Below are 16,798 nucleotides of genomic sequence, written 5' to 3' on the forward strand. Positions count from 1 at the left end.
AATGAACTGGCAATAATTAACTAATAAGTAGTACAGACACGCTCTTGAGTTCTCAAACCACCACCACACCAGCCGGCTCAATCAACCCCGAAGAAGAGAACCAGCCGCGCTGAGCAGCAAGAGATAAACTTACACCAAACCCAACCAAAACGCAAACCCACCCCACAAACCAGCCACAAAAACGTTGGAAATACTAGCATCCCCCGGAGTGTCGAAAAACTAGAAAAAGTAACTAAAAATACGTGCGTTAAAGAAATCCGCCAAAGCAGCAATATTCGGCTCACCATATTGATCCACCAACTGCAACCAACGGCAAGCATTTTCTTCCCCAAATCGTGCAGCTTTGCGACGATACTCTTCAACAGTCAAAAAACGAGGCGGAATAGACTTACTATTGTATTTATCCGCAACCATAACAATTTCTTGTTCAACAGTTTGCGGCTTATAGTCGTCCACAGGAAGCGGCAGGTTTTGCAGAGCAACCTGCTCGCGAGTCAACCCAACTCCAGTATGATTGCGCGCAAACTGGGCAGCTTCCTCGCTAAAACCACATTTAAGCAAATAGTTGTACCCACGCAATCCGTGCAAAATATAATTCGGACCGTCAAAACTCAATTCGCCATCAAAATTTGCGGATCCATCTTTCTTCAGCACAAAATACGTGCCAATATCGTGCAACATTCCACCAATAAAAGCAGCGTACTCATCAATAGGTTGCTTTGGCGCGCGCCCACCTTTAATTGGCGGAAGATCAGAATAATTATTCCCAATAAGTTTTTTAATACAAGATTGCGCGAGTTTAGAACGATCCAAAATAGAAGGCGAACACTTTGCTTTAGACTCAAGCAACATATTGCAATGATGCGCAATTTGCCAAGAGATTGTGGCAATTACCACACAATGGCCGTGAATAAGGTTGTAAGCAGATTCAGAAGGCGCAGTAGTGCGATGCAATTGCTCCACCTGGCTAAAATCAGGCAAATCGGCATTTTTTACTGCATCGCACTGTAGCGTTTCTTCTGAATTGTTACGCATTTTATTCAAGATTCTTTATTTTCCGCACGCGCAGCATCTTCTACAGCCTGTACAACGGCATGAGTTACGTTGGCGGCGTCAAGATTAGTTTTATCGCCACTAAAATTCGCGTTAGATGCCTTTGCTTGCGCCTTAAGCGGCACAGGACTAATGTTCCCAGTGTTTGCAAGTTTTTCATCTGCAAACAGAACATTAGCTGCAGCAATATCACGAGCGTTCATAACTGCAGTCTGCTCCGCATCAGTAGGCCGAATATCAGAATCAGCCTGCGTGGCAGTTTCAACAGCTGAAGCGCCTTGCAACGATTGCACTGCACGCTGCGAATAATCTTCACGACTCAAGCGCGGAGGTCTGCGTGTAGAAACAAACAGCGGCTGCACTTCAACCACAGGATTATAAGGCGCCAAGCCAAACCACTTAACTGGAGTTCCAGCAATATGACGAATCGCATACTTCATTTTTAGTGACAATGCGCCACGCACAGAAATATTAGATTCCGGCATTAAAGCCTTGTGCAGCAGAACGTAACGGATTGGACCAATATCTGGATCCGCATCAACCTTTGGATACACAGATTTTTGACGAGGAAGCTCGCCGGTATGCGATAAATCGTGCATAATTTGGTGCAAATATGCAGGTATAGATGGCGAAACTTTAAAACCTAACTTTATTTTTACGCGGAACAAATAATCCGTACCAAAGTTTTCAACGCAATACTCGCGCGTAAACGGAGCGTCGTCGGTTTCCACAGATACAGCCCACCAAGCTCTAGCTCGCTTAGGATGGTCAGCAAAAATGGAGAAGAAAATTCCAGTATCAAGTCGCTTCATTTCGCGATCAGAAGTCAAGTAAACAATATTGTCGGCAAAATACGGGATTCTAAAATCACCATGCAACTTATCGAGTACAGGCAGGAAGTCTTTAGGCTTCATATGCAAACGCTGCGATCGCTCTATCTTGGTACCGTCTTTCCAAGTAACCATGATTGTTAAAATCGAAGCTCCAAGAAGCATAGTGAACCAGCCGCCGTGCATAAACTTTGCCATGGAAGCAATGAAGAACATAAGCTCAATCATTAGGAAGATTACAGCAAAACCAATAGCTGCAAAACGCTTCTTCTGATACCACATATGAGCTGTAAGCAAAATGGTGGTTGCTAGCATTGTAAGCGTTAATGCCAAGCCGTATGCGCCAGAAATATGTTCAGAGTCGCGGAAAACAGCAAGCACTGTAATAGTCGCAACGCAAAGCACAACATTCACTACAGGAATATAAAGCTGTCCACGAGTGCGCGCAGGATAACGAACCTGCAAATGCGGCATCCAATTAAGGCTAGTAGCTTCAGAAACCATAGTGTATGCACCAGTAATCAAAGCTTGAGAAGCAATAATGCCAGCTGTTACAGAAAGAATAACTGCAATATATCGCACATTAGGTTCGAGCATTTGGAAGAATGGATTTAATCCTTCCACAGACCACAATGATTTATCGTTCTGATGTTGCAGCATCCACGCGCCCTGCCCAAAGTAATTAAGCAGCAGAGCAACTTTAATAAACGGCCACGTTGCGTATACGTTTCCTCGACCAACATGACCCATATCTGAATACAACGCTTCCGCACCAGTAGTAGAAAGGAAGATTACACCCATAACTGCCAGACCCTGCACATTGTGCGAACTGAACAGGAATTCCACACCATAAATTGGGTTAAGCGCTTCAAAAATAGTCCAATCTTGACCAATATTCATAACGCCAACCAACGCGAGGAAAGCAAACCAAAGCATAACTACTATGCCGAAGACTTTACCAATACGCTCAGTTCCGCGCTGCTGAACAGAAAACAGTATGACGATGATAACAACCGTAATCATCATCGACAAATTCTCGTTTTCTAAGAATATTGGTTTAAACACTGCAATAGTGCGCAAACCTTCTACTGCGGAAGAAATAGAAACTGCAGGAGTTAGCACAGAATCTGCCAAAAATGCAGCTCCACCAATCATTGCCGGTATTGCAAGCCACGCACCTTTTTTGCGCAAAAGTGAGTACAGGGCAAAAATACCGCCTTCGCCTTTGTTGTCGGTTCGCATTGCAACGAATACGTATTTGACGGTTGTGATCAACGTAATTGACCAAAACAAGAGCGAAAGCATGCCGAATACGGTTTCGCGATTAATATTTTGTAATCCGCCTTGACCGGCCAAAAAAGTTTGAGCAGTATACAAAGGCGATGTACCAATATCGCCATAAACAACACCAAGAGCCACAATAGCCATGCCCAAGGTAAAGCGGTCAGAGCTTGTTTGCAGCTTTGCCCACCATCTGCCTAAAGGACCTCTAACAGCGCTGGCAACAAGTTTTTCTGCTTCCTTAACTTCCTGAGCCTGCTGTTGCGCTATTACTTTTCGCTCTTCACGAGTTGTTGTTTTTTGAGACACCTTTGGTGCCTTTGTAAAAGACGCAGCTCGTAATATAGCATCCTTCGAACTCTTAGTAGTCTTCGGACTCTTCTCGGAATCTTTCGCGCCGTTGCGAGGATCCTTTGTGCCTTCTGCTGACGGCACAGTAGTGCGTGACTTCGTCATGCTTAATTGTTCCTCCTAGGTAAGGCTCTTCTTGATGCCACAAGAAGATGCAGTCACCTTGCCCTTCACAGTTTTATTTCCGTACTTGGATATTGTATACAACGATAGCTATATAGTGCAAAAAATCTTTAGAAATCGTTGAAAAATAAGGATTATTAAGATTGTCTTTTTGCTTAAAATCCGTAAATTTTCTTCGTGTTTTCTCTAGTTACTTTAGCCGCCTTCTCAAGCGAAATATCTAGTACATTAGCAAGCACTTGCAAAGTATACGGAACCATATAAGGCGCGTTTGGCCTACCACGGTAAGGCATTGGCGTTAAATACGGCGCATCTGTTTCTACAGTTATGTGACTTTCGCCAATAATCCTGGCAGACTTACGCAATTCTTCGTTTCCTTTGTAACTTAAAGTTCCGGAAAAACTTGCGTACCAGCCGTGTTCTTTTAGTATTTGGGCTAAATCTTCGCCGCCTGCGTAGCTATGAAACACTGTTCTCTCAGGCGCTCCGTCTTGCAATAAAACTTTTACTACGTCTTCGTGCGCGTCACGATCGTGAATTTGCAACGGAAGATTCAGCTCTTTTGCGAGCGCAATATGGTCACGAAAAGCTTCTCTTTGTGCAAGCCTCGCAGACTCTCCTGTGCGAAAATAATCCAAACCGGTTTCTCCTATTGCAACAACTTCTTTTGGATGCGCAATTACAAGCGAACGCAAATGTTGCATAGCTTCGTCGAATGGAATATCGTGATACGGCTTATAAATTATTGGCAATCCGTCTGGACCTTGTGCTCCCCTGTGTCCGTGTAAAACGGCTTCGTTTGGGTGTATTGCAATTGCTGCACGAACGCAATCCGCGTGTGATGCAGCAAACGAAATTGTCGGCTCCCAGTCTGGGTATTCGCAACCTACTTCTAGCATGTTGGAAACTCCAGCAGATTTTGCTTGAGTAACCAAGTCGTCTGCAGTCGGCTCGTTAATGAGTTCGCGCCCTTTTTCTGCTAATTCTTGGTTAAGATTATGCGCAAAATCAACGACACTAAGCATATGCGTGTGGTCGTCCGCAATTGTTACGCCGCTTTTTATTAGATTTTCCCATACTTTAGATTCTTCGGTTAATTCAGGCGCCCAATTATGCTCGCGATGATGTTTACTCATATTTTTAAGTCTACTCGCAAATAAAACAGTATTTTTACCAGCGATTTTTCTTCCAGCGATTTTCTACAAATACTTTTCTACAAATACTTTGTATGCTTACAAAATTGTTTTGCGAATTGCGTCGTATTGAGATTTAACAAGGCGATAGTAAGATCCTTTTTCTTCCATAAGTTCCTCATGCGTACCGCGCTCAACAATTTCACCATGGTCTATTACGCAAATCAAATCAGCATTTTCAATAGTAGAAAGCCTGTGTGCGATTACAAAAGACGTACGATTTTTAAGCAACTGAGCCAATCCTGCTTGTAGAGCTTCTTCCGTACGCGTATCAATATTGCTGGTTGCTTCGTCGAGGATCAAAATACGAGGATCTGCCAAAAGTACGCGCGCAAAAGAAATAAGCTGCCGTTGACCTGCGGAAAGAGTAGCTCCTCGCTCCTCAATTTCAGTGTCGTAACCTTTATCCATTTCACTAATAAACTCGTGCGCGTGAACAGCGCGAGCAGCAGACTCAATTTCTTCGTCAGTTGCGTCTAGTTTCCCGTATCGAATGTTTTCGCGCACAGTTCCGCTAAAAATAAAGCTATCTTGTAGCATTACTCCCATTTGTTTTCTAAGCGACGCTAAGGTTACTGAGCGCACATCGTGGCCGTCTATAGTAATCGAACCTTCTGAAACGTCGTAGAATCTAGAAAGGAGACTTACGAGAGTAGTTTTTCCAGCACCAGTCGGACCTACTAGAGCAACGGTTTGCCCCGGAGACACGTGCAAGTCAACCAGGTTCAAAATTGGCCTTCCGCCTTCTTCGTAACGGAACACAACGTCGTTTACGTCGACTTTTCCACGAATTTGCGGCAATTCTTGAGCCTCCGGCTTGTCTACAATATTTGGCTTAATTCTTAGAGTTTCAAAAATTCGCTCCAAATATACTGAGCATGTTACGAGCTGCGTGTAAAAATTACCAATATTTACTACTGGATCCCAAAATGTAGTCGAGTACCATACGAATGCTATAAGCGTTCCCGTGCTCACGTTCATTCCGCCTAAATTCGACACTCCAACGTAGTACAAAAGCGCTATTGCAGCGGTTTCAATAACTGAAGCTCCAGGCCAAAGCAGCATTTGAAACCTAACGTTTCGCATCCATGCGCTTCTTACTTCTGCTTGCTGATTCTGAAAAGTTTCGTATGCTGCAGACTCTCTTGCAAAAGTTTGCGTTGTTTTTACGCCTGCAATTGATTCGTGCAAATACGCGTTTAAATTACTTTGCTTGTTCGATAGTTTTTTAGACGCTTTTCGTTGCAGAATTTGCAAAACGCGCGTCCAGATTATAAATATTGGAAATAGCGCCAAACTCCATAGCGCCATTCGCCAATCTATAACAAACATTGTTATTAATGTAATAATCAGCACAAAAACGTCTGAAAATACGTTAATAAGACCAGAAGAAAGAGTATCCGAAAGAGTATTAATGTAGTTTACTATGCGAATCAAAATCTTTCCGTGCGGGCGCGAATCAAAATAATCAAAAGATAGTGATTGCACGTGAGTAAAAATATCGCGTCGCATGTCTCTAATTATCATCTGTCCAATTCGCGTAATTGCAAGTGTTCTGTATGCTAAGCCTAGCTCGTACAGCACAATAAGCAGCATAAAAACCGCAATAATTTCATATAAGTACGTGTAGCTTTTCTGCGGCAATACCACGTCGATTAGCATTTTTGTAATCATTGGCATTGCTGTCATAATTATGCTTCCGCTTATAACCACCATAATTACGAGTAGGAGTTTAGTAGCGTACGGCTTCATGTATTTTTTAACGCGCATAAGCTCGTGCACGTTTACATGTTCTTCTTGTTCTTCGTCTTCGCGATAAGTGTTTCGTTGAGCCATTTCTACTCCCCCTTCGTTTCAAATCCTGCAGACTTGCCGCTTTGCAATCCAAGCTGCTTCCTATAAATTTCCCAATACCTTCCATGCTGAGCAACAAGCTCCGCGTGAGTGCCACGCTCTACGATTTTTCCGTGATCTAACACAACAATCATGTCTGCATCTTTAACGGATGAAATTCTGTGCGCAATAGTGATTACGGTGCGCGTGCCGTCGAGTTTCTTTAGCTCTTGCTGAATATGCTCTTCTGTTTCCATATCTACAGCAGAAGTTGTGTCATCCATAATTAGGATTGCAGGATCGTTTGCTAAAGCGCGAGCTAAGCTTAAGCGTTGCTTTTGGCCGCCAGAAAGACCAACTCCGCGCTCTCCTACTACAGTTTCGTAACCTTCTGGCATGCTCATAATAAAATCGTCAGCTGCTGCGATTCTAGCCATTCTGCGAATTGTATCGTCTAGTTCCTTGCAATTTTCTTTATCTTGAGGCAAACCGAATCCAATATTTCCTGCAATCGTGTCCGAAAACAGGAAAGTTTCCTGAGCTACTATGCTAACTTCATTTCGCACAGTTTCCAGAGGCCATTCACGCACGTCTTTTCCGTCAATTAAAACGCGACCACGCGTCGGATCGTAGAATCTTGCAATAAGGCTTACAAGAGTTGATTTTCCAGACCCAGTTTCACCAAGAATACCAAGCTTACTTCCGGCAGGAACGCTTAAATCAATATTCTTTAAGATTGGAGAGTCTTGATCGTCCGGGAATGCAAAATCAACATGTTCAAAAGTGATTTCGCCTTTTACTTTAACGCTTGCGTCCGCTTCTTTTAGAAGATTAATATGAGATTCTTGCGTAAGAAGCTTACGAATATTAACGCAACCCGCGTTAAAACGCTGCCAGTCGTTAATAAGCCATCCTGACATTCTAACCGGCATATGAAGCATCCAAAGGAAGCTGTTAAAAGTAACGAATGTGCCTAATGTCATGCTGCCGTTTAGCACGAGCAATCCGCCGAAACCAACTGTTATAAGCTCGAGCACAAAACCCATGCCATCAAGCCACGGCATGTATTTTTGCGTGTTTTTTGCAAGCGTAATATTTCGATTAAAGTAGTCTTCGTTACATTCATCGAATTTTTTAGTTTCGTAAGACTCACGCACGAAGGCTTTTACTACGCGATTTCCTTCAATATTTTCTTCAACCATTGAATTCATGCGCGCAAAAGATTCGCGAATTGCAAGGAATTTCGGTCTAGCTTTTTTGCCCATAACTCTTGCAAGCATGAACAAAAATGGCGTAATTGCCATAAGAGCTAAAGCAAGCTGCCACTGAATTGAAAACATTATTACTAGCGCAAGCACGAACATTACTACGCAATCTAACGCCATATAAGAAACCCAGCTTAGAATATGGCGAATCGCATCCGTATCCGACGTCATTCGGCTCATAATATCGCCTGTGCGCGTGTGATTAAAGTACGTAAAATCTAAAGAGTGCAGCTTTTCGTACTCGTCGCTTACAAGGCGGTACACGGCGTTTTGGCCGAATCTTTCCATTTGAAGCTGGTAAATGTACCTTGAGCCTACGCGAATAATCATCATCGCAACCATTAAAACGCATACGCTTATAAGCAGATTATGCTGTTTGCCAATAATGATTTTGTCTACAATAAATCCCGAAAGCAACGGCATTGTCATTGCCATTGTGTCGTTAATAATAAATAGAAAAATAGAAATCCAAACTCTCCACATGTCTGGCTTGCAGTATTGCAATACCCAGCGCACGTTGTTCGCGTCTTTGCGTTTATTTGGGTTGACGTACATGCGCCGGATTCTCCTTTGTTTGATTTTGCGATTTATTTTTTATTAAGTTTTATTAAGTTTACATTATTTTCTGCGTGATTATTTTCTGCGCAATTATTTTTTACGCAATTACACACAAAAGCATGTGGCGTGCAGCCCAAAGACTACACGCCACACGCTATAAGTTAAGCAATCAGCTTAGTAAACTTGCGCGAATTATCGCTACAAATTTACTTACTTCTGCCAGCCCATATCCTCTGGGTAGGTGGTTGCGTAACCAGCAGGGCCGTTGTTAGCAAAGCCCTTCTTGAACACCTGGTAGATAGGAGGAGCGGAAACTGGAAGAGTGCCGTACAAAGCAAGAGCTGCAGATTCTGCCTTGTTTGCATACTCAGTCTGTTCCTTGTAGTCGTAGGTCTTGCCGACCTTGTTGAGCATAGCATCAATCTTCTTGTTGCCAACGAGACCGAGGTTGGAATCGCTGTCAGACTTGTAAACCTGGCTTGCTGAAGACAAGAAGCTCAATGGAGAATTGGACTGCCATGCCAATGGAAGCACCTGGTACTTGTGAGAAGCAACAACCTCGGAGAACTTAGCAACAGCCTGGTTCACAGTCTTGCACTTGATGCCAGCCTTCTTCATCATGGCCTGGAATGCGTTAGCAAGAGCTGCCTGAGTAGAATCGTCGCCGAAGAAGGTGAAGGAAATCTCAAGAGTCTTGCCATTCTTGGCGTAGTAGCCATCCTTGCCCATCTTGTAGCCAGCAGCTTCAAGGGTCTTCTTAGCGTTTTCGGTGTTGTACTTGCCGTCAGCAGGAAGATTGTTCTTGTAGCCAGCCTGGAACATGGAGAGAAGCTCAGAACCTGGCTGCTCGCTCTTCCAGTTCATGCCCTGGAACTGAATCTTGTTGTAGGTAGCAACGTCGAATGCCTGAACAATAGCCTTACGAACTGCAAGCTCGTTAAGTGGCTTGGACTTGGCGTTGAAGTTAAGCACGCGAACCTTGGTGCTGTAGCCGTAACGGAGCTGAGCGCCCTTAACGCTACGAGCAGACTTGATTGCGTCCTTAGCAGAAATGCTATCGGTTACAGCGTCGATTTCGCCGTTCTGGAAGGCGTTCAAAGCTGCGGTATCTTCCATACGCTTTACAACGACCTTATCGAGCTTTGCCTTCTTACCCCACCACTTTGGATTGCGGGTGAAAACAACCTGATTTTCGGTTGCGGATTCAATCTGGAATGGACCTGCACCCCACTCGTTGTGAGGATTGTTTACCCAACCCTGGTTGAAGGTCTTAACGTCACCGGCCTTTGGATGAACCAGTGGAGCGAAAAGCATTTCCCATGTTGCGCATGGCTTCTCATAAGTCACTATAACCTGCTTTGGAGTGGAACCTTGTTCAACACTCTTGATGCAGTCATAGCCTTCAGTACTTGGGACGGAGTAATCCTTGTTCTTTCCGTTCAAAGCCTGCCAAGTAGCCTTAAATGCGGTGTAATCAATATCAGTGCCGTCGTTCCACTTGGCCTTTGGGTTCAAGTTGTACTGAACAACGAGTGGCTTATCGCTAACCTTCTTGACGGAAGTGATGTAGTCAGGGTTGTACTTAAGCTTTTCACCCTTAACGGTGTCATAAGCCATAAGATTTGGCTGGTAGAAGCCCCACAAAGTAGCCATGTAGCCAGAGTTACCATCGTTAGAAGCGTAATTCCAGTTTGGACCGAGAACAGGAAGAGCAACGGTGTAAGTGCCGCCGTCCTTAACGTTGTCACGTGACTGTGGATTATCGTAACGCTTGTTGACATCTGGCATTGGAAGTTCGCCAGTGTAAGAAGTGTCAACACCAGCAGCTGGCTCTTCAGTCATACCTGCTTTACCAGCATTGTTAGTAGCACCGCCGCAAGCGCCGAGCAGCATTGCAACAGAAAGTGCAGCTGCGGCAAATACAGTCAGTTTACCTGCTTTTGTATTTTTCATGATTCCTCTCATTCCCCGGATGATGTCCGTCTTCCGGTATGTTGTATGAGTATATACAACTCTATGACATTCGACAAATCGTTTTCACAAAATATTGATTTTTTTCTTTTCAACTTTATGAAAAATAGGCAAAAAAGAATAATTTATTATCTATAATAGGCAAAACAGAAAATTTTTTAGTTTATTTTTGCTAAAAAACAAAATATATTACGTTTTTTAAATTTATGTTACACAATAAAAAATCGCGCATGTTGTAATAAACATGCGCGACTAAGTAATTTATTCAGATTGATGAAGATTAACTAAAATCGACAAGTCATGAATTACCTAACATCGTCAAAATTATCTTCTTCAGAAAGAATAATACGCTTACGGTTCTTCTCAATTGTAGGATCCGGAATTGGCACAGCGCTAATCAAAGCCTGAGTGTAAGGGTGCTTTGGATTATCAAACACCTCATCCGTTTCGCCAGATTCAACAATTCGACCGTGATACATAACAGCAATTCGGCTAGAAATATGTCGAACAACAGCCATGTTATGAGCCACGAACAAGTAAGCAACGCCAAGCTTATCCTGCAAATCTTCAAGCAAGTTAATAATTCCAGCCTGAATAGAAACATCCAGAGCAGAAACAGGCTCGTCAAGAAGCAAAAGCTTAGGATTCACAGCCAACGCGCGAGCAATAGCAATACGCTGACGCTGGCCGCCAGAGAACTGCGTTGGGAAGCGATCAACTTGATCAGGATTCAACTCAACCAATTGCATAAGCTCAGCAATACGCTGGCGAATTTCTTCCTTCGACTTCTTTTGCACGAGCAAAGGCTCTGCCAGAATATCGTAAATAAGCATACGAGGATCAAGCGAGCTCATTGGATCCTGGAACACGTACTGAATCTTAGAACGAAGTTCGCGACGCTGCTCACGAGTCAACTTATCGTTCAACTCAGTACCAAAAACTGTAATAGAACCAGACTCAGGCTTCTTCAAGCTCATAATTTCCATCAAAGTAGTTGACTTACCCGAACCAGACTCGCCAACCAAAGCCACAGTTTCGCCTTCACGAACTTCAAGATCAATGCCGTCAACAGCACGAACCTCACCAACCTTACGGCGCAAGAAGCCGCCGCTAGTAATTGGGAAGGTCTTAACCAAGTTCTTAACATCCAAAACAACATTGCGCTGTTCACGAGGAATGCCATCAAACATAGGCTTGATTGGCCTTTCAGTTTCAGCGTGGAGCAAGGCGCGAACTGTTTCACTTTCGGCTTCAAGGCCCATCATTGTGCCGTCGTCCCCACCTTTTTCTTCAGCCATAAGCATATCCATAGTCGGCTTAGAAATTGGGGTTAAGCGGCGAGTGCGCTTTTGGTCAACGCGAGGAACAGCGCCCAACAAGCCAATAGTGTACGGCTGAGTTGGGTGAGCAAAAATCTCCTCAACGCTATTATGCTCAACCAAATGGCCCGCATACATAACAATAACTTCGTCTGCAACGCCAGCAATAACGCCCAAATCGTGGGTAATGAAGATCATTGCAGCGCCAGTTTCTTTCTGGGCCTTCTTCAAAACTTCCAAAACCTGAGCTTGGATTGTAACATCCAAAGCGGTAGTAGGCTCGTCTGCAATAATAATATCCGGATCGTTAGCAATTGCCATAGCAATCATCACGCGCTGGCGCATACCACCAGAAAACTCGTGAGGGAAAGCCTTCAAACGCTCAGCAGGCTTAGTAATACCAACCAAATCAAGCAATTCAATAGAACGCTCGCGAATCTGCTCTTCGCTCATGCCCGGGTTATGAATAACCAAAGCTTCCTTAAGCTGATCACCAATAGAGAAAACTGGAGTTAAAGCAGAAAGAGGATCCTGGAAAACCATGGCAATATTCTTGCCACGAATCTTACTCATCTCTAAATCGGACTTAGTTAAAAGCTCTTCGCCCTTATACTTCACAGAGCCCTTAACGCTTGCGTTTTTATCCAGCAAGCCCATAACAGCCAAGGACGTGACCGACTTACCAGAACCAGATTCGCCAACGATACCAATAGTCTTTCCGCGGTACAAATCAAAATTCATTCCGCGCACAGCATGCACAGTACCAGCTTCAGAAGCGAAGCTAACCTGCAAATCACGTACAGAAAGCAATGGTTCGTTGTTTTGATCTTGCATCGTAGTTTCTTCCTTAATTGCGTTATTATCCATATCAGTCATGTTCATACCCCCAATCAAGCCCTACTCGGCCTTACCAACAGACTTAGAATATGGATCGATAGCATCGCGCAAGCCATCTCCAATAAGCTGCACAGAGAAGGTTAACAAAACCAAAACTGCAGACGGCACCAAAAGTACCCAAGGAGAAGTCTGAACTACGCTTTGACCAGCATTTAGCAAAGTACCAAGAGAAGTATCTGGAGCCTTAATACCAAGACCCAAGAAGCTTAAAGCGGTTTCGCCGTTAATCGCACCAATAACACCAAGAACCGTGTTAATAATCAACACAGAACCCAAGTTTGGAACCAAGTGGCGAACAATAATTCGGAAGGAAGAAACACCTTCGAACTTAGCTGCGCGAACATACTCGCGCTCACGCAGGCTCAAAGTCAACGTACGAAGAGTACGAGCGTAACCAATCCAACCAAAAGCAGTTAAGCCAAATGCCAACCACAACCAATCGCTACCACCACTAGAAGCACTAATGATTAAAGCAATCAGCAGGAAGGAAGGAACAATCAGCAGCATGTCCAAAAGCCACATACCAACCTGCTCGAACCATCCTTCGAAGTAAGAAATAGCAGTACCAACCAAAGCAGCAATAACTGTAATGGTAATAGAGCTAACAATACCAATGGAAAGTGAACGGCCAAGTCCGCGCACAACCATTGCATACATATCTGAGCCGCCTGGCGTAGTGCCGAGCCAATGCTCTGCAGAAGGAGGCGTTGCGAGAGAAGAAAAGTCTGGTTCGTCATAACTCCACTTTGAAATCTTTGAGCCAAACAAAGCAAAAAGAATCAAAATTACGAGCATAACCAAGCCAACAACAGCTGATGGTCGACGGAAGAAACGACGCGTGTAAAGCGTCATCTTTCCAGTGCGCTTAAAATTGCCCCATGCGTTAGAAGTAGCCGTTTTATTTGCAGCAGACTCAAGAGGTTCTGAAGATACATCTTTTTTATTCATGTCAATGTCACCTACACTGTTGCACAATTAGTTCAAACGAATACGTGGATCAAGCCAAGCAGAGAAGATATCTGCGAGCAAGGCACCAACTAAGGTACATACGGCACCAAATGCAGCAATAGCAACCGAACCGTTGATATCGTTCTGCATAATGGTCTGAACGAAGTAGCTACCAAGGCCGTTAATAGCAAACACGGTTTCAGTAATAACTGCACCGGTGAAAACGCCTGCAATAGAGAATGCGACGTCAACAGCTGTTGGAATCAAAGAAGTACGCAAAGCGTGACGACGAATAGCCATATTCAAAGGTAAGCCCTTCGCCCTAGCTGTACGAACGTAATCAGCATTCATAGTATCGAGAAGATAAGTTCGCTGAGTTAAATGATACCCAACCATGCCAGGAACTGTCATAACAATTGTCGGCAAAATCAAATGCTGAAGGAAGTCAAGAATGAACATAAACGGGTCAGAACCCTGGTAAGAGTGCAAACCAGTAACGTAGAAAAGTCGCACGCCTGCTGCGTGGTTAATGCTAATAGCAGCAAGCACAACCATCAAACCCAAAACTGCTGCAGGAACAACCAGCAGGAAGGTTGCGGTGGAATTAAGAACTCGATCTTGCCACTTGTACTGACGGATAGCAGTGTAAACACCAACGCTAACACCGAGAACAATACCAAGAATTGTAGCGCCAGTAACCAGCTGAACAGATGCGCCAATACGAGACATGATTGCCGGGCCAACTGGAGCCTGATCTGGGCTCAATCCCCAATCCCACTTAGTAAAAATGTTGTAAATCCAACGGCAATAACGAGTAAACACTGGAGTCTGGTCGTTAATATTTGCCAGATCCAAAGAACGGTTAATAGATGCAATTGGCGGATGTGGATGCCTAGACATGTAGTTCGAACGCGGTCTCATAAAAGCACTTGCCAAGAAATACGTCATGGATACGGCAACAAACAGCATCACCACATAATTCAGGCATCGTTTAACGATGTATCGTATCATTGTGACTCTTTTCTACGCCTAACCATTGTTTACCTCCATTTGGCATGCTGCAAATCGTCAAATCTACAGCGTAACCGCTTTAGCGTTTCGCCCTCAAAAGGGCGCGCTTGAACTGACCCTCGTCAATCCGGGACACATAATTAGTATATTTTTAGCCAAGCTATGTACAAAAAGCTTAACAGAAAATATTTTTGCGAAATACTTTTTTAAGTATATAAAAGCAAAATTTAGAATATATAAGTTGTGTTATACAAATTACAGCTTTCGCAAAAGCGCGGAATTTCAACGTTTCTTTGATATATAATTACGAGAAAATATGTATTACAGGGTCAAAAAATTATTTTTATACATACAAAATACGCATTATCAGCAAATATAATAAATTCAAAAATTAATTACAAAAACTGAATATTTAACGGAAAAAGTCTAGTTTTACAAAAATAATTAAGGTTATTCGCACAAAGGCCGGAAATCGCTATAAACAAGAAACACACGCAAGACATTGTGCAGTATACAATATCTGTTATTCGTATTATCAACTCTAAAAGGAGACTGAGTAAACTCATGGCTGAAAACGTTAAAGCCGTAACTCTGGAACATGTAAAAAATTATTCCAAGCATTTCAACGAGCAGCGTGCAAATCTTTTAGCAGCAAATGCAGCAGTAACAAATGGCGTGCTTAAAGCTGCAACAAGCTATCAAGGCCAGCGCGCACTGCCACGCGAATTCTCTGTGGAATTAAAGCAAGGAAGCATTACAAATCAAAAACGTTCCGGACGCTGCTGGATGTTTGCATCCCTTAACACTTTGCGATACGAGTTAATGCATAAGTGGAATTTAGACGACTTTGAGTTTTCAGAAAGCTACCTGTTCTTCTGGGACAAGATTGAAAAAGCAAACGCGTATTTGGAAAACGTGTTGGCAACTTTGGATGAAGAACTTGATAGTCGAGTTTTTGAAAGCATTAACTACGGTCCGATTGATGACGGCGGTTGGTGGCAAATGTTCGTCAACCTGGTAAACAAGTACGGACTTGTGCCAAAGAGCGCCTACCCTGATTCGCAGAATGCAACTGATTCCGACTCCTTTGTGCAGTACATCAATACAAAGTTGCGCGAGTTTGCTTGCGAATTGCGCGAAGCTTATAAGAACGGCTCTTCTTTGGAAGAATTGCGCGAAATGAAAATCCGCGATTTGGAAACCGTTTACCGCATGACCACTATTGCGCTCGGCGAGCCGCCAGCAAAGTTCGACTTCTTCGCACGTACTAAAGATGACGACGATAAGAAGGACGAGAAAAAGAACGAAAACAAGGATGGCGAAAAAGCCGACGAAGAAAAGAAGGACAGCAAGGACGACAAGCCAAAGACTGGCAAAGACGAACGTCCGATGATTCGCGAATACGGCATTACTCCACTTGAGTTCGCTAAGAAATATGTTCCTGTTGACGTAAACGACTTCGTAACATTGTGCAACTCGCCTATGAAACGAACTCCTTTCAACAAGCGCTATCAACTCAAGTACAGCACGAATGTTGCTGAAACAGATGAGCTTGAATTTGTGAACGTTCCTCTTGAAGTGTTCCGAAAGGCAGCTGTAGCGCAGCTAAGCGACGGACACCCAATTTGGTTTGCTTGCGATTGCACACAGTTCTCTTTGCGCGATAGCGGCTTCTTTGATCCTGCAGTAGTTCGCGTTGACCAACTCTTCGATGTTGAATTTACATTCGATAAGGCGAAGGGTTTGGAATACATGGATATTCCAGGAAATCACGCTATGACATTTACAGGCGTAAACTTAGACGAAAACGGCAACCCGGATCGCTGGAAGATTGAGAACAGCTGGGGTAAAGATGCAGGCGAAGATGGCTACTACGTTGGCTCTGCCGACTGGTTCGACCGCTACGTTACTGAAGTAATCATCAATAAGAAGTATCTTGACGAAGCAACTCTTGCCATCTTAAAGCAAGAGCCTGTAATGCTTGAGCCGTGGGAGCCACTTTCAAAGCGCTGCCGCTAGTTTAAGTGCTTAAATTTATAGGCGCAGATTGCTTTTTGCAGTCTGCGCTTTTTAATTAAAAAGAAGCCCGGCGGGAGGAAACCCGCCGGGGCAGAGAGAAAGAGAGAAGAAGGTTTCAATTATGGGGTTCGCGAACGAACCTCGCT

10 protein-coding genes are annotated in these 16,798 nt (G+C 43.8%); 1 reads left to right on the plus strand and 9 read right to left on the minus strand.

Annotation, left to right across the window (positions count from 1 at the left end; all coding sequences use genetic code 11):
- Positions 1 to 219: 219 nt before the first annotated feature.
- The 9 genes from HXT33_RS05505 to HXT33_RS05545 all read right to left on the minus strand — a co-directional run bounded on the left by HXT33_RS05505 (position 220) and on the right by HXT33_RS05545 (position 14,633).
- Positions 220 to 1,035, minus strand: coding sequence for an HD domain-containing protein (locus HXT33_RS05505; protein WP_421786899.1), 816 nt, complete (start codon positions 1,033 to 1,035; stop codon positions 220 to 222).
- 5 nt (positions 1,036 to 1,040) lie between these two features.
- Entirely contained in the window at positions 1,041 to 3,620 is a 2,580-nt protein-coding gene (locus HXT33_RS05510) for a KUP/HAK/KT family potassium transporter (RefSeq protein ID WP_421786901.1), read from the minus strand.
- A gap of 173 nt (positions 3,621 to 3,793) precedes the next feature.
- Positions 3,794 to 4,774: a TatD family hydrolase gene (locus tag HXT33_RS05515; protein ID WP_421786903.1), complete on the minus strand. Its 981-nt coding sequence runs from the start codon at positions 4,772 to 4,774 to the stop codon at positions 3,794 to 3,796.
- A 96-nt stretch (positions 4,775 to 4,870) separates the two neighbouring features.
- On the minus strand, positions 4,871 to 6,667 hold the full coding sequence (locus HXT33_RS05520) for an ABC transporter ATP-binding protein (protein ID WP_421786905.1): 1,797 nt from the start codon (positions 6,665 to 6,667) through the stop codon (positions 4,871 to 4,873).
- 2 nt (positions 6,668 to 6,669) lie between these two features.
- The gene (locus HXT33_RS05525; RefSeq protein WP_421786907.1) at positions 6,670 to 8,484 is read right to left on the minus strand and encodes an ABC transporter ATP-binding protein; all 1,815 of its coding nucleotides are present in this window, start codon (positions 8,482 to 8,484) and stop codon (positions 6,670 to 6,672) included.
- A 213-nt stretch (positions 8,485 to 8,697) separates the two neighbouring features.
- Complete coding sequence (locus tag HXT33_RS05530; RefSeq protein ID WP_421786909.1) at positions 8,698 to 10,440, minus strand: ABC transporter family substrate-binding protein; 1,743 nt, start codon at positions 10,438 to 10,440, stop codon at positions 8,698 to 8,700.
- 323 nt (positions 10,441 to 10,763) lie between these two features.
- Positions 10,764 to 12,653 carry a dipeptide ABC transporter ATP-binding protein gene (locus HXT33_RS05535; protein ID WP_415699371.1) on the minus strand — a complete coding sequence of 630 codons (1,890 nt, stop codon included), beginning with the start codon at positions 12,651 to 12,653 and terminating at the stop codon, positions 10,764 to 10,766.
- A 21-nt stretch (positions 12,654 to 12,674) separates the two neighbouring features.
- Positions 12,675 to 13,622: an ABC transporter permease gene (locus tag HXT33_RS05540; RefSeq protein ID WP_004129231.1), complete on the minus strand. Its 948-nt coding sequence runs from the start codon at positions 13,620 to 13,622 to the stop codon at positions 12,675 to 12,677.
- 27 nt (positions 13,623 to 13,649) lie between these two features.
- Positions 13,650 to 14,633 (minus strand): ABC transporter permease, encoded by a 984-nt coding sequence (locus HXT33_RS05545; RefSeq protein ID WP_165844148.1) that lies wholly within the window; start codon positions 14,631 to 14,633, stop codon positions 13,650 to 13,652.
- A 564-nt stretch (positions 14,634 to 15,197) separates the two neighbouring features.
- On the opposite strand from HXT33_RS05545, the gene HXT33_RS05550 reads away from it, so the two are divergent.
- Positions 15,198 to 16,652 (plus strand): aminopeptidase C, encoded by a 1,455-nt coding sequence (locus HXT33_RS05550; RefSeq protein WP_004129237.1) that lies wholly within the window; start codon positions 15,198 to 15,200, stop codon positions 16,650 to 16,652.
- Positions 16,653 to 16,798 lie beyond the last annotated feature (146 nt).

This window comes from Gardnerella sp. DNF00753 (genome assembly GCF_049244275.1).
GTDB lineage: Bacteria > Actinomycetota > Actinomycetes > Actinomycetales > Bifidobacteriaceae > Bifidobacterium > Bifidobacterium greenwoodii.

Coding starts and splice junctions, on each gene's coding strand:
- HXT33_RS05505 (WP_421786899.1), bottom strand. CDS start 1,035: ATGCGTAACAATTCAGAAGAAACGCTACAGTGCGATGCAGTAAAAAAT.
- HXT33_RS05510 (WP_421786901.1), bottom strand. CDS start 3,620: ATGACGAAGTCACGCACTACTGTGCCGTCAGCAGAAGGCACAAAGGAT.
- HXT33_RS05515 (WP_421786903.1), bottom strand. CDS start 4,774: ATGAGTAAACATCATCGCGAGCATAATTGGGCGCCTGAATTAACCGAA.
- HXT33_RS05520 (WP_421786905.1), bottom strand. CDS start 6,667: ATGGCTCAACGAAACACTTATCGCGAAGACGAAGAACAAGAAGAACAT.
- HXT33_RS05525 (WP_421786907.1), bottom strand. CDS start 8,484: ATGTACGTCAACCCAAATAAACGCAAAGACGCGAACAACGTGCGCTGG.
- HXT33_RS05530 (WP_421786909.1), bottom strand. CDS start 10,440: ATGAAAAATACAAAAGCAGGTAAACTGACTGTATTTGCCGCAGCTGCA.
- HXT33_RS05535 (WP_415699371.1), bottom strand. CDS start 12,653: ATGACTGATATGGATAATAACGCAATTAAGGAAGAAACTACGATGCAA.
- HXT33_RS05540 (WP_004129231.1), bottom strand. CDS start 13,622: ATGAATAAAAAAGATGTATCTTCAGAACCTCTTGAGTCTGCTGCAAAT.
- HXT33_RS05545 (WP_165844148.1), bottom strand. CDS start 14,633: ATGATACGATACATCGTTAAACGATGCCTGAATTATGTGGTGATGCTG.
- HXT33_RS05550 (WP_004129237.1), top strand. CDS start 15,198: ATGGCTGAAAACGTTAAAGCCGTAACTCTGGAACATGTAAAAAATTAT.